21 protein-coding genes are annotated in these 23,823 nt (G+C 67.5%); 14 read left to right on the forward strand and 7 right to left on the reverse strand.

Translation table 11 applies throughout. From position 1 onward, the window contains the following. Positions 1–29: 29 nt before the first annotated feature. The 7 genes from phoB to H0I76_RS08485 form a co-directional block, all read right to left on the reverse strand. A complete protein-coding gene (gene phoB / locus H0I76_RS08455) occupies positions 30–725 on the reverse strand; it encodes a phosphate regulon transcriptional regulator PhoB (RefSeq protein WP_200609265.1) in 696 nt (231 codons plus the stop codon). A gap of 37 nt (positions 726–762) precedes the next feature. Beyond that, positions 763–1,464: a phosphate signaling complex protein PhoU gene (gene phoU, locus H0I76_RS08460; RefSeq protein WP_200609267.1), complete on the reverse strand. Its 702-nt coding sequence runs from the start codon at positions 1,462–1,464 to the stop codon at positions 763–765. Between the two features lie 37 nt (positions 1,465–1,501). Continuing rightward, positions 1,502–2,305 (reverse strand): phosphate ABC transporter ATP-binding protein PstB, encoded by an 804-nt coding sequence (gene pstB / locus H0I76_RS08465; protein ID WP_200609269.1) that lies wholly within the window; start codon positions 2,303–2,305, stop codon positions 1,502–1,504. A 39-nt stretch (positions 2,306–2,344) separates the two neighbouring features. Next, positions 2,345–3,637 carry a phosphate ABC transporter permease PstA gene (gene pstA / locus H0I76_RS08470; protein ID WP_200609271.1) on the reverse strand — a complete coding sequence of 431 codons (1,293 nt, stop codon included), beginning with the start codon at positions 3,635–3,637 and terminating at the stop codon, positions 2,345–2,347. Between the two features lie 10 nt (positions 3,638–3,647). Then, on the reverse strand, positions 3,648–5,027 hold the full coding sequence (gene pstC, locus H0I76_RS08475) for a phosphate ABC transporter permease subunit PstC (protein ID WP_200609273.1): 1,380 nt from the start codon (positions 5,025–5,027) through the stop codon (positions 3,648–3,650). Between the two features lie 98 nt (positions 5,028–5,125). Beyond that, complete coding sequence (locus H0I76_RS08480; protein ID WP_325166424.1) at positions 5,126–6,160, reverse strand: PstS family phosphate ABC transporter substrate-binding protein; 1,035 nt, start codon at positions 6,158–6,160, stop codon at positions 5,126–5,128. Between the two features lie 231 nt (positions 6,161–6,391). After that, a complete protein-coding gene (locus H0I76_RS08485; RefSeq protein ID WP_200609275.1) occupies positions 6,392–7,558 on the reverse strand; it encodes a sensor histidine kinase in 1,167 nt (388 codons plus the stop codon). Between the two features lie 381 nt (positions 7,559–7,939). Between H0I76_RS08485 and H0I76_RS08490 the strand changes: the two genes are divergently transcribed. The 14 genes from H0I76_RS08490 to H0I76_RS08555 all read left to right on the forward strand — a co-directional run bounded on the left by H0I76_RS08490 (position 7,940) and on the right by H0I76_RS08555 (position 23,818). Continuing rightward, entirely contained in the window at positions 7,940–8,377 is a 438-nt protein-coding gene (locus H0I76_RS08490) for a DUF1178 family protein (RefSeq protein ID WP_200609277.1), read from the forward strand. Between the two features lie 162 nt (positions 8,378–8,539). Continuing rightward, on the forward strand, positions 8,540–9,793 hold the full coding sequence (locus tag H0I76_RS08495; RefSeq protein ID WP_234455209.1) for an aspartate kinase: 1,254 nt from the start codon (positions 8,540–8,542) through the stop codon (positions 9,791–9,793). A gap of 77 nt (positions 9,794–9,870) precedes the next feature. Further along, a complete protein-coding gene (gene ptsP, locus H0I76_RS08500; RefSeq protein ID WP_200609279.1) occupies positions 9,871–12,132 on the forward strand; it encodes a phosphoenolpyruvate--protein phosphotransferase in 2,262 nt (753 codons plus the stop codon). A 128-nt stretch (positions 12,133–12,260) separates the two neighbouring features. Continuing rightward, the gene (locus H0I76_RS08505) at positions 12,261–13,703 is read left to right on the forward strand and encodes an FAD-linked oxidase C-terminal domain-containing protein (protein WP_200609281.1); all 1,443 of its coding nucleotides are present in this window, start codon (positions 12,261–12,263) and stop codon (positions 13,701–13,703) included. Positions 13,704–13,781: 78 nt separating this feature from the next. After that, positions 13,782–14,948: a glycolate oxidase subunit GlcE gene (gene glcE, locus H0I76_RS08510; protein WP_200609491.1), complete on the forward strand. Its 1,167-nt coding sequence runs from the start codon at positions 13,782–13,784 to the stop codon at positions 14,946–14,948. 5 nt (positions 14,949–14,953) lie between these two features. Then, the gene (glcF, locus tag H0I76_RS08515) at positions 14,954–16,267 is read left to right on the forward strand and encodes a glycolate oxidase subunit GlcF (protein ID WP_200609283.1); all 1,314 of its coding nucleotides are present in this window, start codon (positions 14,954–14,956) and stop codon (positions 16,265–16,267) included. A 161-nt stretch (positions 16,268–16,428) separates the two neighbouring features. Next, the gene (locus H0I76_RS08520; protein WP_200609285.1) at positions 16,429–17,148 is read left to right on the forward strand and encodes a trypsin-like serine peptidase; all 720 of its coding nucleotides are present in this window, start codon (positions 16,429–16,431) and stop codon (positions 17,146–17,148) included. A gap of 160 nt (positions 17,149–17,308) precedes the next feature. Next, positions 17,309–17,767: an Hsp20 family protein gene (locus tag H0I76_RS08525; protein ID WP_200609287.1), complete on the forward strand. Its 459-nt coding sequence runs from the start codon at positions 17,309–17,311 to the stop codon at positions 17,765–17,767. A gap of 287 nt (positions 17,768–18,054) precedes the next feature. Continuing rightward, positions 18,055–20,031 (forward strand): AMP-binding protein, encoded by a 1,977-nt coding sequence (locus tag H0I76_RS08530; protein WP_407704259.1) that lies wholly within the window; start codon positions 18,055–18,057, stop codon positions 20,029–20,031. Positions 20,032–20,145: 114 nt separating this feature from the next. Then, positions 20,146–20,904 carry an ABC transporter ATP-binding protein gene (locus tag H0I76_RS08535; RefSeq protein WP_234455224.1) on the forward strand — a complete coding sequence of 253 codons (759 nt, stop codon included), beginning with the start codon at positions 20,146–20,148 and terminating at the stop codon, positions 20,902–20,904. A 10-nt stretch (positions 20,905–20,914) separates the two neighbouring features. Beyond that, a complete protein-coding gene (locus tag H0I76_RS08540; protein ID WP_200609291.1) occupies positions 20,915–21,883 on the forward strand; it encodes a branched-chain amino acid ABC transporter permease in 969 nt (322 codons plus the stop codon). Next, positions 21,883–22,260, forward strand: coding sequence for a VOC family protein (locus H0I76_RS08545; RefSeq protein WP_200609294.1), 378 nt, complete (start codon positions 21,883–21,885; stop codon positions 22,258–22,260). Before H0I76_RS08540 ends, H0I76_RS08545 begins: the two co-directional genes overlap by 1 nt. Then, on the forward strand, positions 22,257–22,742 hold the full coding sequence (locus tag H0I76_RS08550; protein WP_200609296.1) for a hypothetical protein: 486 nt from the start codon (positions 22,257–22,259) through the stop codon (positions 22,740–22,742). The genes H0I76_RS08545 and H0I76_RS08550 overlap by 4 nt, the downstream gene beginning before the upstream one ends. Beyond that, positions 22,742–23,818 carry a branched-chain amino acid ABC transporter permease gene (locus H0I76_RS08555; RefSeq protein WP_200609298.1) on the forward strand — a complete coding sequence of 359 codons (1,077 nt, stop codon included), beginning with the start codon at positions 22,742–22,744 and terminating at the stop codon, positions 23,816–23,818. Before H0I76_RS08550 ends, H0I76_RS08555 begins: the two co-directional genes overlap by 1 nt. Positions 23,819–23,823: the final 5 nt, after the last annotated feature.

The following is a 23,823-nucleotide window of genomic DNA, read 5'->3' on the forward strand; positions in this document are numbered from 1 at the left end:
GCGCGCCGTGCCATGCGCGTCGGCTCGGTTCAGATGCTGTAGGTCTCATCAAGGGCGTAGCCCGCCGCGCGAACCGTGCGGATCGGGTCGCGCTCGCCGCGCGCGTTCAGGGCCTTGCGAAGGCGTCCGACATGGACGTCGACCGTGCGCGCCTCGACATAGACATCGTGGCCCCAGACGAGATCGAGCAACTGCTCGCGCGAGAACACGCGCCCCGGCCGCTGCATCAGGCAATCCAGCAGGCGGAACTCGGTCGGACCGAGGTGCACCTCGCGCTCGCCCCGGCGGACGCGGCGGGTCTCGCGGTCGAGCAGGAGGTCGCCGAAGGTCGCGACATCGGCCGCGAGCGTCGGGCGCACGCGCCGCAGCAGGGCCCGGACGCGCGCAACCAGCTCGGGCAGCGAGAAGGGTTTGGTGAGATAGTCATCCGCCCCGGTGTCGAGCCCCCGGATCCGGTCTTCCTCCTCCCCGCGCGCGGTCAGCATGATGACCGGAATGTCGCGCGTCTGGCTACGCGCCCGGATCCGGCGGCAGATCTCGATCCCCGAGAGCTGCGGCAGCATCCAGTCAAGCAGGACGAGATCGGGCTTGTCCTCGTCGATGGCAAGCAGGGCCTCGTCTCCGTCGCCCGCGACGCGCACCGCGAAGCCTTCCTTGCCGAGATTGTATTCGAGGAGGGCCGAGAGCGCTTCTTCATCCTCCACGATCAGTATTCGTGCCGCCATCTGCTCTCACTCCTCGCTGCGCCGCCCAGTGGCGGCGTCAATCCTCGATGAACGCCGCCAGGGGGTCGCCCTTCGGCCGGTCATCGCCAAGCTGCTCGCCCTCGACCACGTAGTAGGTCATCTCCGAGATGAAGGTCGCGTGATCCCCGATGCGCTCGAGGTTCTTGGCAACGAAGAGGAGTTGCGAGCACAGCGAGATGACGCGCGGGTCCTCCATCATGTAGGTGGTGAGTTCGCGGAAGATCGAGTTGTACATCTCGTCCACCTCGACATCGCGCTTCCAGACCGACACCGCCATCGATGTGTTGCGCGACGTGTAGGCGTCGAGCACCTCGGCGAACAGGGTCTGGGTGAGCTTGCCCATGCGCAGGATCGAGCCGGTGACCCGCAGCGGCTGGCCCTCGTTGAGCACCTGGGTGCGCTTCGCGATGTTCTTCGCGAGATCGCCGATGCGCTCGAGGGTCGACGACACCTTGAGCGCCGCCACGATCTCGCGCAGGTCGCTGGCGACCGGCTGGCGCAGGGCCAGCATCTGGATCGCGTCGTGCTCGAGCCGCGCGTCCATCATGTCGAGCCGGTCGTCGGACTCGATGACCTTGCGCGCCAGCGCGCCATCGCGCAGGCGGACCGCCTCGAGCGCCATGCTCAGCTCTTCTTCGGCCAGCCCTCCCATCTCGGAGATTCGCGCCGTGATCTTCTGAAGTTCCTCGTCGAACGAGGAGACGATGTGCTCTTTCATGATCGCATGCCTTCCTGAATGCGCGCCGCCGCCCTGTTCAGCCGAAGCGTCCCGTGATGTACGCTTGGGTCTTCTCGTGGTCGGGATTGGTGAAGATCTTCGACGTATCGTCGTACTCGAGCATCAGGCCCAGGTGGAAGAAAGCGGTCTTCTGGCTCACCCGGGCGGCTTGCTGCATCGAGTGGGTGACGATCACCACCGAGTAGCTCTTGCGAAGCTCGTCGATCAGTTCCTCGACCTGTGCGGTGGCGATGGGGTCAAGCGCCGAGCAGGGCTCGTCCATCAGCAGAACTTCGGGGGCCGTGGCGATCGCGCGGGCGATGCAGAGGCGCTGCTGCTGGCCGCCCGACAGGCCGGTTCCCGGCGCGGCCAGGCGATCCTTGACCTCCTCCCAGAGGGCCGCGCGGCGCAGGGCGCTCTCCACGATCCCGTCGAGGTCGGCCTTCGACTGCGCAAGACCGTGGATCTTGGGCCCGTACGCAATGTTGTCGTAGATCGATTTCGGGAAAGGGTTGGGCTTCTGGAAAACCATGCCGACCCGGGCGCGAAGCTGAACGGGGTCGACGCTCGCGTCGTAGATGTCATGGCCGTCGAGTTCGATCGTGCCTTCGACACGGCAGATGTCGATCGTGTCGTTCATCCGGTTGAGGCAGCGCAGGAAGGTCGACTTCCCGCAGCCCGAGGGTCCGATGAAAGCGGTCACCGATCGGTCGAGGATCTCGATCGAGACGTCCTTGATCGCATGGGTGTCGCCGTAGAAGACGTTCACCTTCCTCGCCGAGATCTTCGCGCTCACGATGTTCGAGGCGATCTGTGCCTCGGCGGTGATGGTCTTGTTCATGGGTGGGCTCCCTTGGGCTTTGTCCGGGATGCGGCGGCGTTACCAGCGGCGCTCGAAGCGCTTGCGGAGAACCACGGCGAGGGCATTCATCAGGATCAGGAAGACCAGCAGCACGCAGATCGCCGCGGAGGTCCGGCTGACGAAACCGCGTTCGGGGCTGTCGGCCCAGATGAAGATCTGCGTCGGCAGGGCTGTCGACGAGTCGAGGATACCGCCCGGCGCCTGGGTGATGAAGGCGTTCATGCCGATCAGCAGGAGCGGCGCGGTCTCGCCGAGTGCCTGCGCCAGCCCGATGATCGTGCCGGTCAGGATGCCGGGCATGGCGAGCGGCAGGACGTGGCCGAACACCACCTGGTGCTTGGATGCGCCGATCCCGAGCGCGGCCTCGCGGATCGAGGGCGGCACTGCCTTCACCGCGGCGCGGGTGGCGATGATGATCGTTGGCAGGGTCATCAGGGCGAGCGTCATGCCGCCGACGAGCGGCGCCGAGCGCGGCAGCCCGAACCAGCCGATGAAGACGGCCAGCGCGAGCAGGCCAAACACGACCGAGGGCACCGCCGCGAGATTGTTGATGTTGATCTCGACGGTATCGGTGAGCTTGTTCTTCGGCGCGAATTCCTCGAGGTAGATCGCGGCCGCGATGCCGACAGGGAATGAGATCAGGAAGCAGACGAGGAGCGCGTAGAACGAGCCGAGGATGGCGCCCCTGAGGCCCGCAAGTTCGGGGAAGCGGCTGTCGGCGTTCGTGATGAGGCCCGTGTTCAGGGGCTTCGACACGAGGCCTTTCTCCTCGAGGCGGTCGAACCACGCGATCTCCTGGTCATTGACCCGTCGATTGGCCTCGGGCGTCTTGCGGTCGACGAGCCCCTTGGCGAGCTGGTCATACGGGTCCGACACCGGCACCGACAGGGTGACGCGGGTTCCGATCAACGCGGGATCGGCGACGACGCGGTCGCGCAGGATGTACTGTGCGCCATTGCTGGGGATGTTGGCGATTTCGCGCTGATCGGCGCGCGACGTCACCTCCGGGAAGAGCCCGAGCATCGCGTCGCGCACGATGGCGCGGTAGTTGCCCGCCGCCGGATCCTCGGCCGAAACGCGGTCGGCGCTGATCTCGAATTCGAGCTTCAGGTGGGTTTGCGTGAAGGCCGCGAAGCCGTTCGAGACGAGCGAGAGGACGAGGATCCCCAGCATCGAGAACGAGATGGCGAGTGCCGCGATGCCCGCGAACTTCAGCCACTTGTCGCCGGAATGGCGGCGCGCGAGGCGCTTGCGCAGTTCGGCGTCGGACCAGTCGATGCGCTGCGGCGCGGAGGAGGCGAGATCGGTCATGCGGGCATCCTCAGTCGTAGAGTTCGCGATATTTGCGGACAAAGCGCAGCGCGATCAGGTTGAGCGCGAGGGTGACGATGAACAGCATCAGGCCGAGCGCAAAGGCGGCCAGCGTCTTCGGGTTGTCGAACTCGCTGTCGCCGATCAGCAGGGTGACGATCTGCACGGTCACCGTCGTCACCGAGTCGAGCGGATTGACGGTCAGCGTGGCGATAAGGCCAGCGGCCATGACGACGATCATGGTCTCGCCGATCGCGCGGCTGACCGCCAGCAGGACGCCGCCGACGATGCCGGGGATCGCAGCGGGGAAAAGGATCTTGCGCACGGTCTCGCCCCGCGTCGCACCGAGGGCGAGCGAGCCGTCGCGCAGCGCCCGGGGCACTGCCGAGAGGGCGTCGTCGGTGAAGGACGAGATGAACGGGATCAGCATGATGCCCATCACGCCGCCCGCCGCGAGCGCCGTGTTCGGCGCGACGTCAATGCCGAGCGCCGCGCCGGCGCTGCGGATCGCTGGCGCGACCACGAGGATCGCGAAGAACCCGTAGACGACGGTGGGCACGCCCGCGAGGACCTCGAGGATGGGCTTCGAGATGCTGCGGATCCGGCTGCTCGCGAACTCGTTGAGGTAGATCGCCGAAAGCAAGCCGATCGGCACGGCCACGACCAGTGCGACCGTGGTGATGACGATCGTGCCGAGAAACACGGGGACCCAGCCGAAGGCGCCGGCGCCGGCGACCTGGTCCTCGCGCAGCGCGATCTGCGGCTCCCAGTTGAGGCCGAACAGGAACTCGGTGATCGGCACCTTGTCGAAGAAGCGGATCGACTCGTAGATCAGCGAGGCGACGATGCCGAAGGTCACGAAGATGGCGAGCACCGAGCAGGCGATCATCAGCCAGGTCGTGATCGCCTCGACGCGGTGGCGCGCGCGGAACTCGGGCGAGATGCGGCTGCGTGCGACATAGAGGCCGACCGCCGCGATCGCGAGCGTCGCGACCCAGAGCGCCACGGAGGCGATCGACCGGAGACTGTTGTAGCGCTCGGCCGCCTCGAGCTTCCAGGGCTCGGGCGTGCCGAAGATGTTGCCGCGGGCGATCGACTTGATCTCGGCCTCGATAAGCGAAAGCCGGCCGGCATCGAGCCCGGCCATCTCCGTCTCGGGGAGCGACCCGATCACGATCGAGTCGATCACGCTGCCCTGGAGGAGCAGCCACAGAAGGACGAAGAGCACCGCCGGAAGCCCCGTCAGCAGCAGCGCATAGGCGCCATGGAAACCGGCGAGCGAGTGGAACCTCGCGCTGCCGCCAGCGATCGCGGCGCGCGCCGTCGCACGGTTCATCACGTACCCGACGGCTGCTGCGAGAAGGAGGACGAGGAACAGGTAGCCGATCATCTTTGGCCTCGCGTGCCGTCGAGCGCAGGTTGGCGCCCGGGAAGGAAGTGAATGGGGCCGGCGTTACGCCGCCGGCCCCGAGGCTTGGATAGCAGGCGTCAGGAGCCCGGCGCATCCATGGGCTTGCCCTTCGAGGCCGCGGCCTGCACTTCCTTGCGGCGCTCGTCGCCGAGCGGGATCAGGCCGCGCTCCGAGAGATAGCCGCCCGGACCCATCGAGGACTCCGAGATGTACTCGACGATGAACTCGTCGAGACCCGGGATCACGCCGCGATGCGCGTTCTTCACGTAGAAGAACAGCGGGCGCGACACGCCGTACTCGCCCGAGGCGATCGTGTCCTCGTTCGGCAGAACGCCCTCGATGGCCACGGCCTCGAGCGTGTCCTGGTTCTCGAACAGGAACGAGTAGCCGAAGATGCCCAGCGCGGTCGGATCGGCCTGCAGGCGCTGCACGATCAGGTTGTCGTTCTCGCCGGCCTCGATGAAGGGGCCGTCCTGGCGCATGCGCTGGCAGACCTGCTTCTTCGCGTCCTTGTCGAGCGCCTCGACCGCCTCGAAGGTCTCGCAGCCCTCTTCCATAACGAGTTCGACGAAGGCGTCGCGGGTGCCCGAGGTCGGCGGCGGGCCGAACACCGAGATCTTGAGATCGGGCAGCGAGGGGTCGATCTCGCTCCACTTGGTGTAGGGGTTCGGGACGATCTTGCCGTCCTGCGGCACCTCGGCGGCGAGCGCGAGGAACAGCTGCGCCTTCGTCAGGTCGAGGTGGTTCTCGCTCTGCGCGTGGGCAATCGAGAGGCCGTCATAGCCGAGCAGGACCTCGGTGACGCTGTCGACGCCGTTCTCGGCGCAGAGCTTGAACTCCGACGCCTTCATGGCGCGCGACGCACCGGTCACATCCGGGTGGGCCTCGCCGACGCCCTGGCAGAACAGCTTCATGCCGCCGCCCGTGCCGGTCGACTCGACGACGGGCGCCTTGTTGCCCGTCTTGTTGGCGAACTCTTCCGCCACGGCCTGCGTATAGGGGAATACCGTCGAGGAGCCGACGATCTGAATCTGGTCGCGCGCGGCGGCCGAGCCCGCCATAGCAACAGTCGCGATGGCGGTGGCGGCCACGCCGATGGTGAGTTTGGTCACGGGGTTTCTCCGTTCCTGCGTTTCCGACACGGGCGTGCACCGACGGTTCCGTGTCCGGTGAGTCGCTTGCGGGGGCGCGAGCGCCGCCCGTGGGGGCCTCGGTAGACCTCGTGTATTACACTTTGATGACAGTTCGGTGACGCTACGGCGTCACGCTTCGTGCCGTGCCCGGGGGGAGGTTCTCGCCGGCGATGGATGACGTAGGGGAAGGCCCGCTCAGGCCGGCCGATGTCAGCCGCCCGAGACCAGGCGCAGATGCGGCCCGTCAGCCTCGGTGGCCTTGCCGGCGGCCTCGGCAACCGGCAGCCAGACCGTGAACCGCGTGCCCTTCCCGGGCGTGCTCTCGATCGACAGGCTCCCGCGATGGCGGTTCAGGATATGCTTGACGATCGCCAGTCCCAGCCCGGTGCCGCCACGCTCGCGCGAGCGCGAGGGCGAGACGCGGTAGAACCGCTCGGTCAGGCGCGGAAGGTGCTCGCGGGCGATGCCGGGACCGTCATCCTCGACCGCGACGCCCAGCATGTCGGGGCGGTCCGGGTCGCTCTCGATCAGCCGCACGCGCACTTCGGGGCTCGGCTGGGCATAGCGAAGCGCGTTCTCGATGAGGTTCACGAACACCTGGTTGAGCTCCTCGCGGCTGCCCGGAACCGTGGGCAGGTCCGCGGCCGGCACTGCGACGATGCGCATGCCAGCCGTCTCGGCGACCGGGAGCAGGCTCTCCACCGCGTCCTGGATGATGCGGGTCACGGGCTGTGGCGTCTCGGGATGGATGCGCTCGTTGATCTCGATCCGGTTCAGCGAGATCAGATCCTCGATCAGGTGCCGCATGCGCTCGGTTTGCGCGGCCATCATCCCCAGAAACCGCGCCTGCGCCTCCACGTCGCCCTTTGCGTGGCCGGTCAGCGTCTCGATCAGCCCGGAGACGGCGGCAAGGGGCGTCTTCAGTTCGTGGCTGGCATTGGCAACGAAGTCGCGGTGGAGTTGCTCGGCGCGCCGGGCGCGCGTCTGATCCTCGATCGTGACGACCAGCCGGACATCCGCGGCCGTCGATCCGGGCACAGGGTCCAGCACAGGGTTCGGCGCAGGGTCCGGCGCCGTGTCCAGCGCCGTGACATGAGCCGCAAGATCGTACTCCGCGGTCCGCGACAGCGTGAAGGTGATCGGGCCCTCAGGCGCTGCCGCCCGGCCCCCTTCCAGCGTCGCCTCGATTGCCGCGAGCAGCTTTGGCGCGCGCAAGGTCGCCACGGCGAAGGGTGTCGGCGGCAGGGTCGCGAAGAAGCGTCGCGCCTGGGCGCTCACGAGGACCACGCGACCTGCCGCGTCAATGAGCAGGACGCCATGCGGCAGGTTCTCGAGCAATGCCTGCGTCGAGGGCGGCAGCGCGGGGTCCGAAGACATGCGCGCGCCGGCAGACATGGGGTTCGGTGCCGATGCACTGGCAGGAAGGCGAGGACCGAACGCCGGCATGCCGCCCCGTATCCATACCAGTGCCAAGCCTCCGGCAATTGCTCCGGCACCCGCCACCAGCGCCACGATCCCGGGCGATACACCCATTCTGGCGGCTGCGAACCCTGCCACTCCGGCGCCCAGCGCCGGCGCCAGCGGCTTGAGCAACCGCTCCCGCGTAACGAACTGCGCCACTGCCTTGCCTCGTCTGATATGTTGTTTTGCAACCATAGCACATTGCAAATGCCCGGATTAACTGGAATTGCCGTCATTCAAAGGTCATATATAAGTGTGCGGTGCAGCATCAGGGCGCCGCGACCGGGAGACGAATGCATGATCCGCTACGCGCTCAGATGCAGACACGGCCACGGTTTCGATGCGTGGTTCGCGAACTCGTCGGCGTTCGAGGAGCAGCGCGACGCGGGTCGCGTGAGTTGCGCGATCTGTGGCGACATCTCGGTCGAGAAAGCGGTGATGGCGCCCTCGGTCAGCTCGGGAGACGCGCCGGCGCGCCAGCCGGGCGATGCGGCCCTCGGGTCGATCCAGCCTGCCTCGCCGCTCGAGCTTGCGATCTCCGCGCTCCGCCGCAAGATCGAGGCGACGTCGGACTACGTCGGCACCGAGTTCGCGACCGAGGCGCGCCGCATCCACGACGGCGAGGCCGATGCGCGTTCGATCTGGGGCGAGGCGACGGTCAAGGACGTGCGGGCCCTCGCGGATGACGGGATCCCGGTGACGCCGCTTCCGTTCGTGCGCCGGCGCGACGACTGACGCCCGAAAGCCGCGCGCATCGCCGCAACACCCTGCCGCAGGGTCATTCGACCGCTTTCCGGGGCCTTGTCGCCGCTTCCCCCTGCCGCTATAGACGCGCGCCATGTGAATCCCGTCCGCGAAGGCCGCGGCCCCGTCCGGTCGCACCCGCAGGAAACCGCCATGACCCGCGCCGCACCCCGTCTCGTCATGAAATTCGGTGGCACTTCGGTCGCCGATCTCGAGCGCATCCGCAATGCGGCCGCAAAGGTCAAACGCGAGGTCGACCGCGGTTACGACGTCACCGTGGTCGTCTCGGCGATGGCGGGCGAGACGAACAAGTTCGTCGAGTTCGTGCACGATGCCGCCTGTCCGCCGGGCTCGAACGGGTCGGGGCTCTACGATGCGCGGGAATACGATGCAGTGGTCGCCGCCGGCGAGCAGGTGACCTCGGGCTTGATGGCGCTGGTCCTTCAGCAGATGGACGTGCCCGCGCGCTCGTGGATGGGCTGGCAGGTGCCGATCATGACCACCGGCGCGCATGGCTCGGCCCGCATCGTCGACATCCCGACCGACAATCTCGCGAAGAAGTTCGGCGAGGGCTTGCACGCGGTCGTCGCCGGCTTCCAGGGCATCGGGCCCGACGGCCGGATCTCGACGCTGGGGCGCGGCGGGTCCGACACTTCGGCCGTGGCCCTCGCGGCGGCGCTGGGGGCCGAGCGTTGCGACATCTACACCGATGTCGATGGCGTCTACACCACCGATCCGCGGATCGAGCGGCGCGCGCGGAAGCTCGACAAGATCGCCTACGAGGAAATGCTCGAGCTTGCCTCGCTGGGTGCCAAGGTGCTCCAGACGCGTTCGGTCGAGCTTGCGATGCGCTACAAGGTTCGCCTCCAGGTGCTGTCGTCCTTCGACGACAAGCCCGGCACGCTGGTGTGCGACGAGGAGGAAATCGTGGAACAGAACGTCGTAAGCGGGATCGCGCACTCGCGCGACGAGGCGAAACTCACCCTCGTCAAGGTGCCGGACCGTCCGGGCGTGGCGGCCGCGATCTTCGGGCCGCTGGCCGATGCCGGCGTGAACGTCGACATGATCGTCCAGAACATCGGCGCCGACGGTATGACCGACATGACCTTTTCGACGGTGACGGACCAGGTGGCGAAGGCGCGCGCCGCCCTCGAGGCCGCGCGCGGCGAGATCCGCTACCATGACCTCGTCATCGACGACGAGGTGTGCAAGATCTCGATCGTCGGCATCGGCATGCGCAGCCATGCGGGCGTGGCGCAGAGGATGTTCTCGGCGCTGGCGCAGGAGGGGATCAACATCAAGGTGATCACCACCTCCGAGATCAAGGTTTCGGTCCTGATCGATCGCAAGTACATGGAGTTGGCGGTACAGACGCTGCACAAGACGTTCGGGCTCGAGGGCGACTGAGCGCCACGGGCCGCATTTCCCGGCGGGGTTGGGGTCGGGCGCGAGCAGAATTTCTTTAAGGACGGAAGGGGCAATCGATGCCCACCGGTGACAAGGGCGGATCGCGGGTCTTGCTGCGCACGCTCAGGGCGGCCATGGCCAGCCCTGGCGACGGTCAGCAGCGTCTCGACAAGGTGGTGCATCTTGTCGCGTCGAACATGGTGGCCGAGGTCTGCTCGATCTATCTCAAGCGTGACGAGCGCACCCTCGAACTCTGCGCCACCGAAGGGTTGCGCAAGGACGCGGTGCACCGCGTGCGGCTGCGGGTCGGCCAGGGTCTGGTCGGTCGCATCGCCGACAGCGCCCAGCCGCTCGCCACCGAGGACGCTCAGAACACCCGCGGCTTCCGCTACCTCCCCGAAACGGGCGAGGAGATCTACCAGTCCTTCGTCGGCGTTCCGATCCAGCGACTGGGCGAGGTGATGGGCGTTCTCGTCGTGCAGAACCGCACGGCCCGCCAATACACCGATGACGAGATCGAGGCGCTCGAGGTCGTCGCCATGGTGATCGCCGAGATGGCGGAAGCCGGCGCCTTCCTCGGCTCGGACGGCATGGTCACGGGGCCCGGCCGGCGCGTCGGGCCCATCCTCGTGCCGGGGACGTCCGCGTCGGAAGGCATCGCCGAGGGGATCGTTCACCTGCACGAGCCCAGGCTCGTGGTCTTCGACCCGATCGCCGAGAACATCGAGACCGAGCGCCGCCGCCTCGCCGATGCGGTGGCGGCAATGCGCGGCGATATCGACCGGCTGATCGAGGGTGGAGGCCTCGGTGCTGCGGCGCCGCACCGCGACATCTTCGAGGCCTACCGCATGTTCGCCTATGACAAGGGGTGGATGAAACGGCTCGAGGAAGCGGTCGAATCGGGTCTTTCGGCCGAGGTTGCCGTCGAGAAGGTGCAGTCCGCCGTTCGCGCCCGGATGGAGCGGGCGACCGACCCCTACCTGCGCGAGCGTCTCCACGATCTCGACGATCTTGCGAACCGGCTGCTTCGGTATCTCGTCAGCAACGGCGCCGATGCGACCGAAGGCTTGCCGGAGAACGCGGTGCTGGTCGCCCGCTCGATCGGTCCGGCCGAGCTGATGGACCACGCGGGGCGCGTGCGCGCCGTGGTGCTCGAGGAAGGGTCGCTCTCTTCCCATGCGGCGATCGTGGCGCGCGCGCTCAACATCCCCATGGTCGTGCAGGCCGAGCGCGTCATCCGCGACGCCAACCCCGGCGACCCGATCGTGGTCGACGGCGACGGCGGCCGGGTGCACCTGCGCCCCGAGCCCAGCGTCATCACCGCGTTCCGCGAGAAGATCGATCTCGAGCGCGAGGCGCGCGCGCATTACCGGGCCGAGGCCGGACAGCCCGCGACCAGCCGCGACGGTGTCACCGTCCGGTTGCGGATGAATGCGGGGATCCTCGCCGACCTGCCCTCGCTCAAGCAGTCGGGGGCCGAGGGCGTCGGGCTCTTCCGCACCGAGCTGCAGTTCATGATCCGTGGCCGGATGCCGGGCCGCGAGGTGCAGGCGGCGCTCTACTCGCGCGTGCTGAGCGCCGCGGGCGAGCGCGAGGTGGTGTTCCGCACGCTCGATATAGGCTCGGACAAGGTGCTGCCCTTCATGCGGCGCGAGGAAGAGCCCAACCCGGCGCTCGGCTGGCGGGCAATCCGCGTGGCGCTCGACCGGCCGCTGCTCTTCCGCATGCAGATCCAGTCTCTGATCCGCGGCAGCGAGGGGCGGCCGCTCAGCGTCATGTTCCCCATGATCACCGAGGCGGACGAGTATTTTGCCGCGCGCGAGCTCTTCCTGGCCGAGGTCGAGCGGCTCGTGCGCCTGGGGCATCCGCGCCCGAGGCGCCTCAGGCTGGGCCTGATGCTCGAGACGCCCTCGCTGGTCTTCGCTCCGGACCGGCTGTTCGAGACGGCCGACTTCGTCTCGGTCGGCGGTAACGACCTCATGCAGTTCTTTTATGCCGCCGATCGCGAGAACGAGCGCGTGCGCGGCCGCTACGACGTGCTCAATTTCTCCTTCCTCGACCTTCTCGGGCAGGTCGTGGCACGCTGCGCCAGGGCCGGCACACCGCTCTCGTTCTGTGGCGAGGCGGCCGGGCGTCCGCTCGAGGCGCTCGCGCTCGTCGCGACCGGCTTCCGCGAGCTTTCGATGCGTCCCGCCTCGATCGGACCGGTGCGCCGCATCCTGCGCGCGGCCTCGATCGACGAGACCGCCGCCCGCATGTCTGAAGCGCGGCAGGGCGGGGCGGCATCGGCGCGAGCCGCGCTGGCCGACTGGGCTCGCGGCGTCGACCTGCCGGTGTGAAGGCCCGGGCATCGGGCGGCGGATCCGGCGCAGGGCGATCGGTCGCAGGCGCGTGAAATCGCTGGCATCGACTCGCCCTCTGGGGTATGCGGTAAGAAAAGCAGACCAATTACCGAAGGCGCCGAGCCATGGAGATGCCCCAGCCAGACGCCCGCGCACTTGCCGCGAAAGACGATCTGGTCCGCCGACTGACCGAGGCGCTGGGGCCGGACGGCGTCATCTCCGCGCCCGAGGAGCTGATTGCCTACGAGTGCGACGCACTGACGGCGTACCGCTGCCCGCCGATGGCCGTCGCGCTGCCCCGGACGACCGAGGAAGTGGCCGAGACGGTCCGCATCTGCGCGAGCTTCGGTGTCCCCATCGTTCCTCGCGGGGCCGGAACCTCGCTCGCCGGCGGATCGCTGCCGACGGCCGACAGCGTGATCCTGGGCGTCGCGCGCATGAACCAGGCGCTCGACGTCGACTATCCCAACCGTGTCATCCGCGTCCAGGCGGGCATGACCAACCTCGCCGTGACCGGGGCGGTGCAGGGCGAGGGATTCTTCTACGCGCCCGATCCCTCCAGCCAGCTTGCCTGCGCGATCGCGGGCAACATCGCGATGAATTCGGGCGGCGCGCATTGTCTCAAATACGGCGTCACCACGAACAACCTGATGGGCGTGAAGATGGTCACTGCCGAGGGCGAGATCGTCGAGGTCGGCGGAGCGCATCTCGACCCGGCCGGCTACGATCTCCTCGGGCTGATTTGCGGCTCCGAGGGCCAGCTCGGCATCGTGACCGAGGCGACGCTGCGCATCCTCGCCAGCCCCGAGGGCGCGCGCCCGGTCCTGATGGGCTTCTCGAGCTCCGAGATCGCGGGCGCGTGTGTTGCCGACATCATCAAGTCGGGCGTGATCCCGGTCGCGATCGAGTTCATGGATCGCCCCTGCATCCACGCGACCGAGGCCCACGCGAAGGCCGGCTACCCGCTCGATGTCGAGGCACTGCTGATCGTCGAGGTCGAGGGGTCCGATGCCGAGATCGAGACCCAGCTTGCCACCATCAAGGCAGTGGCCGAGCGGCATTCGCCGATGGTCATGCGCGAGTCGACCTCCGAGGCCGAGTCGAAGGCGATCTGGCTGGGCCGCAAGGCGGCATTCGGGGCGATGGGGCAGCTTGGGGACTACATCTGCCTCGACGGCACGGTTCCCGTCGCCACGCTGCCCGAGGTCCTGCGCCGCACGGCCGAACTGGCCGAGCAGTACGGGCTCGAGGTCGCGAACGTCTTCCATGCGGGTGACGGCAACCTGCATCCGCTGATCATCTTTAACGCCAACGCGCCGGGCGAGCTCGAGAAGGCCGAGGCCCTTGGCGCCGATTTGCTGCGGCTCTGCGTGGATGTCGGCGGCTGCCTGACCGGCGAGCACGGCGTCGGCGTCGAGAAGCGCGACCTGATGCTGCATCAATACCGAGCGCCCGATCTCGAGCAGCAGATGGCCGTCAAGGATGTCTTCGACCCGGGCTGGATGCTCAATCCGGCCAAGGTCTTCCCGCTGTCGATGTCGGAAGGCCGGCGCCACGCCGAACACTGAACGCCGCGGACGGACGCGACAATCCGCATCCGGCGGACGCGTCGCGGCCTGCGCCCAGGGGAGTTCCAAATGACCACGCTGACGCCCGCCTCGGAGGCCGAACTGAGCGAGGCCGTCGCCGCCGCCGCCGCCGTGGGCCAGCCGCTCGAGATCGCGGGCGGCGGGACGCGGCGCGGCCTCGGCCGCCCGGTGCAGGCCGAGGGCACGCTCTCGACCTCGGGGATCCGCGGCATCCGGCTCTACGAGCCCGGCGCGCTGACGCTGGTCGTGGCCGCGGGCACGCCGCTTGCCGAGATCGAGGCCGCGCTCGACGCCGAGGGTCAGCGACTGCCCTTCGAGCCGATGGACCATCGCGCGCTGCTGGGCGGCACGGGCGAGCCGACGATCGGTGGCGCCGTCGCCTGCGGCGCGTCGGGTCCGCGGCGGATCCAGGCCGGTGCCTGCCGCGACGCCATGATCGGCGTGCGGTTCGTCAATGGCCGCGGCGAGGCTCTCTCGAACGGCGGGCGGGTGATGAAGAACGTCACCGGCTACGATCTCGTGAAACTGATGGCGGGCAGCTACGGCACGCTGGGCGTGCTGACCGAGGTGGGGTTCAAGGTGCTGCCGCGGCCCGAGCGCGCTCTGACGCTGGTGCTCGAGGGACTGGCCGAGGATCGCGCGGTCGCGGCCCTCTCGGCCGCGGTAACGGCGCCCTTCGATGTCAATGGCGCGGCGCATCTTCCGGCCCGCGCCGATGCGCCGGCCCGGACCCTGGTGCGGGTCGAGGGGCTGGAGGCACAGGCCGAGTACCGTGCCGCCTCGCTGGCCCGGCTTCTCGCGCCCTTCGGCGAAGCGTCCCGCGTCGACGGCGACGCGCACGAGGCGCTGTGGCGCCATGTCCGTGACGCCGAGCGTTTCGCCGGGCGAGAGGGCGCGGTGTGGCGCCTGTCGATGCGCCCCTCGGACACGCCCGGCGCCGTCGGCCGCATCCGCGAGGCGACCGGCGCGGACGCGTTCTACGACTGGGCCGGCGGGCTGGTCTGGCTGTGCCTGCCCGAAACCGGGGATGCCGGGGCCGCGGTGATCCGCGCCGAGACCGCGCGCCTCGGTGGCCATGCCACGCTGGTCCGGGCGGCCGCGGCGACGCGCGCGGCGGTCGAAGTGTTCGAGCCCGAGCCTGCCCCGCTGGCCCGCATCTCGGCGGGGCTGCGCGCGAGCTTCGATCCTTCGGGCATCCTCAATCCCGGCCGCATGAGGGCCTGACGACCATGCAGACCAACTTCTCCGACGCTCAGCTCGACGTGCCCGAGATCGCCCGGGCCAACGCGATCATCCGCAAGTGCGTCCATTGCGGCTTCTGCACCGCGACCTGCCCCAGCTACCAGGTGCTCGGCGACGAGCTCGACAGCCCGCGCGGGCGCATCTACCAGATCAAGGAGATGCTGGAGAACGGGCGGCCCGCCGATGCCAAGATCGTCAAGCATATCGACCGCTGCCTGAGCTGCCTTGCCTGCACCACGACATGCCCCTCGGGCGTCGACTACATGCATCTCGTCGATCATGCGCGCGAGCATATCGAGCGGACCTACACCCGGCCCTGGCACGATCGCGCGCTGAGATGGGTGCTGCAGCTGATCCTGCCCTATCCGGGCCGCTTCCGGCTGGCGCTGGCGGCGGCCAAGCTGGGCTTGCCGTTCCGGCGGCTGATCCCGGGCAAGCTGGGCGCGATGCTGGACATCGTGCCGCCGCGGATCGAGCCGCCGGCGGCGCATGACGACCCGCAGGTGCACCCGGCCGACGGGCCGCGCGCGGGTCGGGTCGCGCTGATGACCGGCTGCGCCCAGAAGGCACTCAACGCCGATATCAACGCGGCGACGATCCGCCTGCTGACCCGGCACGGCTATGACGTCGTGATCGCCGACGGCGCGGGCTGCTGCGGGGCGCTCACCCATCACATGGGCAAGACCGATGCGAGCCACCGTTTCGCCGGCGCCAATATCCGGGCCTGGATGCGCGAGGTCGATGGCGAGGGGTTGGATGCCGTGATCATCAACGCCTCGGGCTGCGGCACGACGGTCAAGGATTACGGCTGGATGTTCCAGGACGACCCGGCGATGGCGGGGGCCGCGAAGACCATCTCGGGACTCACGCGGGACATCACCGAGTTCATGGCGGACAAGGGCCTGGCCGAACCGGTGCACGCCGCGCAGCTGCGGGTCGCCTATCACGCCGCCTGCTCGCTGCAGCACGGTCAGAAGGTGACCGAGGCGCCGAAGAAGCTTTTGCGCGCGGCCGGCTTCAAGGTCGTCGAGCCGCGCGACGCCCATCTGTGCTGCGGCTCGGCCGGGACCTACAACCTGCTCCAGCCCGCGATCGCGGGCGAGCTGAAGCGGCGCAAGGTGGCGACGCTGGAGGCGACGGGGCCGCAGGTGATTGCGGCGGGGAACATCGGCTGCATGATGCAGATCGGGTCGGGGACCGGCATCCCGGTCGTCCATACCGCCGAGCTTCTGGACTGGGCCACGGGGGGGCCGGTGCCGCGCGCGCTGGAGGGGCTGCCCGAGCCCCTGGCCGCCGAATGAGCCGGCGCGGCGGCGCGGCATGGCTTTCACACGTGAAAGCCATGTCATGTGTCTGGAATAAAACATAAAACCAAAAAGCGCCGCCGCTCGTTCACGCGGGACTCGCGCGCCCGGGCGGCGCGCGCTAGCCTGAATGCATGTTGCGGGGTTTGCTTGTCCTGGTGGCGGCGATTCTGGCGGTGGGGCAGGTCCCGCCGGCGGAGGCGCTCGACCTCGAGCGGCGGCGCATGCTGACAGCGACCGAGCACGTGCCCTGGCGCGGCGTCGGGCGGGTGAATGTCGCGGGCCTGCGCGATCGCTCGATGTGCACCGGCACGCTGGTCGCCGAGGATCTGGTGATCACCGCCGCGCACTGCGTGATCTCGCCCCGGACGGGCAAGGTGCAGCCCGTGAACGACGTCTATTTCGTTGCCGGTTGGCGCCGCGGCCAGAAGGTGGCAAGCCGACGCGCGATCGAGATCACCACCCACCCGGGCTATGCCTATGCCCAGAATCCCGGCTTCGACGAGATCGGTGCCGACCTTGCGCTGATCCGGCTCGACGCGCCGATCCCGGTGGCCCAGGCGCCGTTCTTCGCGGTCGGCGAGCCGAGTGAGGGCAAGGACGCGCTGACCCTGATCAGCTATCGCCGTGACCGCCCGCATGCGCTGACGCGCCAGGACGGCTGCGATCTGCGCGGGTCGCAGGGGCCGGTGCTGGCGCTGAACTGCGACGTGACCTTCGGGGCCTCGGGGTCGCCGATCTTCGCCGATGCCGACGGCGCGCCGCGCATCGTCGCGGTGATGTCGGCGATGGGGCAGGACCGCGCGACGCGCAAGCCGCTGGCCTTCGCGGTGCGGGTCGACCACGCGATGCCCGAAGTGCTGGCCGCGATGCGCTGAGCCCCGCGCTGCCGTGTCGGGCGCGGCGGACCTCTTGACCGGGCGTGGGTGTTTTCCCATCTCTGTGACGCCGGGCGCCGCGAGGCGGGTCCGGTTAGGACGAAGGGCCAGCCCCTCGGGGTGGCCCGCAGCCATATCGCTTCAACGGAGGATATGAACCATGCGCACTCTCGATCTTTCTCCCCTCTACCGCTCGACCGTCGGCTTCGACCGGCTCGCGCAGATGCTCGACCAGGTGATGAGCGGCGACGCGCCCGCCCCGGGCTACCCGCCCTACAACATCGAGAAGACCGGCGAGGATGCCTATCGCATCACGCTGGCGGTTGCCGGCTTCGGCGAGGACGAGCTAAATCTCGAGGTCAAGGACCAGACGCTGACCGTCACCGCCCGCAAGCAGGAGACCGAGGCGTCGCAGTCGCGCGTCTACCTGCATCGCGGCATCGCCGAGCGCGGCTTCGAGCGCCGTTTCCAACTTGCCGATCACGTCAAGGTCAACGGCGCCGAGCTGGTGAACGGGCTTCTGCATGTCGACCTCGTGCGCGAGGTGCCCGAGGCGCTCAAGCCCCGGAACATCGCGATCACGACCCGCGCTCCGCAGGGCAACGTGATCGAGGGCTGAGGCCCCTGGACGGGGCTGCGGCGACATACCGCGTCCCGGAGATCCCTGTACAAGAAAGATTGTTGCGCGCGCCCGGGATTCCCGGGCGCGTTTTCGCTTGCATGGCGTGCGGAAGCCGCTTAATTGAACACTTGTTCAAATCTGCGGTCTTGACCGTGATTCCGTGTGCGACATCTTGGTTTGCACGGACTGGTTTGAATGGGCGCCGGCACAAGGCGCCAGGACGACAGGGAAGGCGCCGGATCCCTCGGCAAGAAGGGGCGACGCGTCGTAGGGGAGGTTGAACCGTGACGGCTGCGTCGGCGGCGGCCAATGGCCGCGATACATTTCCCAAGCTGCTTGTAGCCAATGCCCGCGAACGCGGCACGCGCCCCGCGAGCCGCGAGAAGGAATACGGCATCTGGCAGAGCTGGACCTGGGCCGAGGTGGCGGCCGAGACGCGCGCGATCGCGATCGGCCTGGTCGCGATGGGCCTCGAGCCCGGGCAGCGCGTCGCCATCATCGGCACGAACCGTCCCCATCTCTACTGGTCGATCGTCGCGAGCCAGATGGCGGGCGCCGTGCCGGTGCCGGTCTACCAGGACAGCGTGGCCGAGGAGATGGCCTATGTTCTGGACCATGCCGAGGCGAGCTTCGTCATCGCCGAGGACCAGGAGCAGGTCGACAAGGTCCTGAGCATCGCCGACCGCCTGCCGAAGCTGGCGCAGATGATCTATCTCGACCCGCGCGGGCTGAGGAACTACGACCACACGACGCTGAACGCGCTTTCGGATGTGTGCGCCGAGGGGCGCGCGGCCGAGGGCCGGCTGGGGCGCGAGCTGGACCAGCGGATCGAGGCGGGCAAGGGCGCGGATGTCTGCGTCATGCTCTACACCTCGGGCACCACCGGCAAGCCCAAGGGCGTGGTGCTGAGCCATGACAACATCCTCGTCACCGCGCGCGCGGCCGCCGATTTCGACGGGCTGGACGAGACCGACTCGATGCTGGCCTACCTGCCGATGGCCTGGGTCGGCGACTTCATCTTCTCGATGGGGCAGGCATACGCCAAGGGCTTCTGCGTCGCCTGTCCCGAAAGCGCCGAGACGATGCTGGCCGACCTCAAGGAACTGGGCCCGACCTATTTCTTCGCGCCGCCGCGGATCTTCGAGACGCTGCTGACCACGCTGATGATCCGGATGGAGGATGCGGGCGCGCTCAAGCGCCGGATGTTCCATTATTTCCTGGGGGTCGCGCGGCGCGTGGCGGCGGCGCGGAAGGCCGGCGGCGAGCCGGGCGCGGCCGACCGGCTGCTCTATGCCCTGGGCGAACTGCTGGTCTACGGCCCGCTGAAGAACAACCTGGGCCTGAGCCGCGTGCGCGTGGGCTATACCGCCGGCGAGGCGATCGGGCCCGACCTGTTCGAGTTCTACCGCTCGATCGGCGTGAACCTCAAGCAGCTCTACGGCCAGACCGAGGCCTCGGTCTTCATCACCCAGCACCCCGATGGCGCGGTCGAGCTCGAATCGGTTGGCGTGCCGACGCCGGGCGTCGAGATCCGCATCGACGACACCACGGGCGAGGTGTTCTACCGCTCGCCCGGCGTGTTCCTCGAATACTACAAGAACCCCGCGGCGACGGCCGAGACCAAGGATGCCGAGGGCTGGGTCGCAACCGGTGATGCGGGCTTCTTCGACCAGCGCTCGGGGCAGCTGCGCATCCTCGACCGGGCCAAGGACGTCGGGCGGCTGGCCGACGGCGCGCTGTTCGCGCCCAAGTACATCGAGAACAAGCTGAAGTTCTATCCCAACATTCTCGAGGCCGTGGTCTTCGGCCACGAGCGCCCGTCCTGCATGGCCTTCATCAACATCGACCTGATGGCGGTGGGCAACTGGGCCGAGCGCAACAACATCGCCTATTCGAGCTACCAGGAGCTGGCCGCCCATCCGCGCGTCTACGAGATGATCGAGCAGAACGTCGAGGAGACGAACCGCAGCCTGGCCGACGACCCGATGCTGTCGGGCTGCCAGATCACGCGTTTCCTGGTGCTGCACAAGGAGCTCGACGCCGATGACGGCGAGCTGACCCGCACCCGCAAGGTGCGCCGCCGGATCATCGCCGAGAAATTCGGCGACCTGATCGAGGCGCTCTATGGCGGCAAGGACAGCATCTACACCGAGACCGAGGTGACCTACGAGGACGGCCGCAAGGGCAAGATCAAGGCCACGCTCGAGATCCGCGACGTCAAGACCTTCCCGCGCGCCGATGCGGCGCCGAAGGCCGCCTGAGGAGAGCCGCCGATGAGCCTGCCACCGACCGCCGAGGCCGCCGAGAACGACGACGCCTATGCGGCGGCCGAGGAGGAGCACGGCCTGAACCCGCGCCAGGTCGGCCCGGTGATCATGGATATCCGCAACATCACGCTGCGCTTTGGCGGCGTGGTGGCCATCAAGGACATCTCGTTCGATGTCCGCGAGGGCGAGATCCGCGCGATCATCGGCCCGAACGGGGCGGGTAAGTCGTCGATGCTCAACGTCATCAATGGCTTCTACCACCCGCAGGAGGGCGAGATCTGGTTCCGCGGCAAGAAGCGCGGCGCGATGAAGCCCCACGAGATCGCCAAGCAAGGGATCGCGCGCACCTTCCAGAACATCGCGCTGTTCAAGGGCATGACCACGCTCGACAACATCATGACCGGGCGGCTGACCAAGATGCACAAGAACATGTTCTGGCAGGCGCTCTGGTCCGGGCCGGCCGAGGCCGAGGAGATCGAGCACCGCGAGCGGGTCGAGAAGATCATCGACTTCCTCGAGATCCAGCACATCCGCAAGACGCCGGTCGGCCGGCTGCCCTACGGCTTGCAGAAGCGGGTCGAACTGGGCCGCGCGCTTGCCGCCGAGCCGCAGCTCCTGCTGCTGGACGAGCCGATGGCCGGCATGAACGTCGAGGAGAAGGAGGACATGTGCCGCTTCATCCTGGACGTGAACGAGGAGTTCGGCACCACGATCGCGCTGATCGAGCACGACATGGGCGTGGTGATGGACATTGCCGACCGGGTCGTGGTGCTCGATTACGGCCGCAAGATCGGCGACGGCACACCCGACGAGGTGCGCAAGAACCAGGATGTCATCGACGCCTATCTGGGCGTGGCGCACGATTGAGGGGGTGGCGATGTTCCTGACCGATCCGTTCTTCTGGGAGATCGTCGTCTCGGGCCTGCTGGCCGGGGTGATGTATTCGCTGGTGGCGCTGGGCTTCGTGCTGATCTTCAAGGCGTCGGGCATCTTCAACTTCGCGCAGGGCGTCTTCGCGCTGTTCGCGGCGCTGACGCTGGTCGGCTTCCAGACCGGGCAGGTGCCCTTCGCGCATGTGCTGAGCTGGCTGACCGGGACCGAGATCCACAACTGGGGCGCGGGCCTGCCGACGCTGGTGGCGATCCTGTTCTCGCTGGGCGTGATGATCCTGCTTGCCTGGGTGGTGGTGCGCGTCGTGCTGCGCCCACTGGTGAACCAGGAGGGGATCATCCTCTTCATGGCCACGATCGGCCTTGCCTTCGTCCTTGAAGGGCTGGGCGACCTGATGTGGGGCGCCAACGTCAAGACGCTGGACGTGGGGCTGCCGCAGGGGCCGTCGGACACGATCATCGACGCGACCGGGATGTTCGTCGAGAAGATCGAGATCTCGGCCGCCGTGGTCGCGGTCATCCTGGTGGTCGCGCTGATGATGTTCTCGCAATACACCAAGATGGGCCGGGCGCTGCGCGCCGTGGCCGACGACCACCAGGCGGCGCTTTCGGTCGGCATCTCGCTCGAGACGATCTGGTGGATCGTTTGGTCGATCGCGGGGCTGGTCGCGCTGGTCGCCGGCATCATGTGGGGCGCGAAGTCGGGGGTGCAGTTCTCGCTGTCGCTGATCGCGCTGAAAGCGCTGCCGGTGCTGATGCTGGGCGGCTTCACCTCGATCCCCGGCGCCATCGTCGGCGGGCTGATCATCGGCGTGGGCGAGAAGATCTTCGAGCTCTATGTCGGCCCCTTCATCGGCGGCGCCACCGAGAACTGGTTCGCCTACATGCTGGCGCTGATGTTCCTGCTGTTCCGGCCGCAGGGCCTGTTCGGCGAGAAGATCATCGAGAGGGTGTGATGGCTCACCGCTCGCGCCTCGGCTGTCTCGTGATCGACTGCCAGACCGACGACCTCGGCCCGGCCACGCGGTTCTGGGCGGCCGCGCTGGGCGTCACGGGTAAGGTGGACGAGGACGGCAAATATGCCGTGCTGGCCGACCGCAAGGGATACCCCAAGCTGCTGGTGCAGGCGGTCGACCATGCGTCGCGCGTCCATCTCGACATCGAGACCGACGACCGCGAGGCCGAGGCGGTGCGGCTGGAGGGCCTGGGCGCGAAGGTCATCGACCGGGTCAGGGGCTGGATCGTGATGGAGGCCCCCACCGGCCACCGCTTCTGCATCGTCAAGCCGCAAGGCGACGATTTCCCCGGCAACGCACGGGAGTGGGACGAATGACCATCAGCCATCCCACTGGAATGTCTAGGACCGCGTGGGTCATAATTCAGGTCGGGGAGTGGGCATCATTTATCTTGACTGTCATTGCTGGCGCCGCATTCGTTATTTTCTTTGGATGGATGCTACGGATTCGCCCTGATCCATTGAGCGAAGGTTACATTTTTATCTCAATTTATACATTACTTCCATCCATATATTTTTTTATATTTTATTTCGTACGCCGATACTATTTAAGAAATGTGATCGTCGGCAAGGCATTTAAACGGATTTCGGCCGTCCTGACGTTTGTCGGTGCGGGTTGTCTTGCGAGTTATATGAATTTCATACTTACAGGGTGCCACGGGCCGTGCCTTGATGGTTGGCGTGGGGCCATTCTTTTGCTTGTAGCTATTCTTGCCTTCGCCGCCTTGCTGTGCCTCATCATTTTGTTCTTTATGCCTTCGCCATTTCGACCCGCTGCGATAAATGGGAGAGCTTCCTGATGTTCTACCGCGAGGCAGGCGAGTTCAAGACCAGCTACGAGGACGATCAGGCGACCTTCCCGATCGCTTTCGACCGCTGGCGCTATTACGTCATCGTGGCTCTGGCCTTCCTGGTCGTGCCCTTCCTGATCAACCCCTACTGGGAGCAGGCGATCTTCCTGCCCTTCTTCGTCTTTGCCATGGCGGCGCTGGGGCTCAACATCCTGACCGGCTATTGCGGCCAGGTCTCGCTGGGCACGGGCGGCTTCATGGCCGTGGGTGCCTATGCCTGCTACAAGCTGATGACCGGCTTCGAGTGGATGCCCATGCCGGTGATCGTGCTGCTGTCGGGCGTCTGCGCGGCGGGGGTGGGGATCCTGTTCGGCCTGCCCTCGCTCAGGATCAAGGGCTTCTACCTTGCGGTGGCGACGCTGGCCGCGCAGTTCTTCCTGATCTGGATGTTCAACAAGTTCCCGTGGTTCTACAACTACTCGGCCACCGGCCAGATCAACGCGCCCGAGCGCTCGTTCATGGGCGTGCTGGTGACCGGGCCCAACACCTCGCCCTGGGCCACGTATCTCTTCTGCCTCAGCTTCGTCTTCATCTTCGCCTGGGTGGCGCGCAACCTGACGCGCGGGCGGATCGGGCGCAGCTGGATGGCGATCCGCGACATGGACATCGCCGCCGAGATCATCGGCGTGAACCCGCTGATGGCGAAGCTCTCGGCCTTCGCGATCTCGTCGTTCTACATCGGCATGGCGGGGGCGATGTATTTCGCAATTTGGAAAGGCGCGGCCGAGGGGACCGAGGCGTTCTCGATCGAAATCTCGTTCCTGGTGCTGTTCATGGTCATCCTGGGCGGGCTGGGCTCGATCTTCGGCAGCCTTGTCGGGGCGGCCTTCCTCACGTTGCTGCCGGTGCTGTTCAAGAACATCCTGGTCGGCCAGTTCGACTGGCCCACCGACATCGCGGCGCATCTTGAGATCATCCTGATCGGCGGCCTGATCATCTTCTTCCTGATCAAGGAGCCGCACGGCATCGCCGCGCTGACGCGCATCATCAAGGAGAAATTGCGCCTCTGGCCATTCCCGCACTAGGCTTG

Origin of the sequence: Thermohalobaculum xanthum (assembly GCF_016623495.1) — a bacterium.
Classification (GTDB): domain Bacteria; phylum Pseudomonadota; class Alphaproteobacteria; order Rhodobacterales; family Rhodobacteraceae; genus Thermohalobaculum; species Thermohalobaculum xanthum.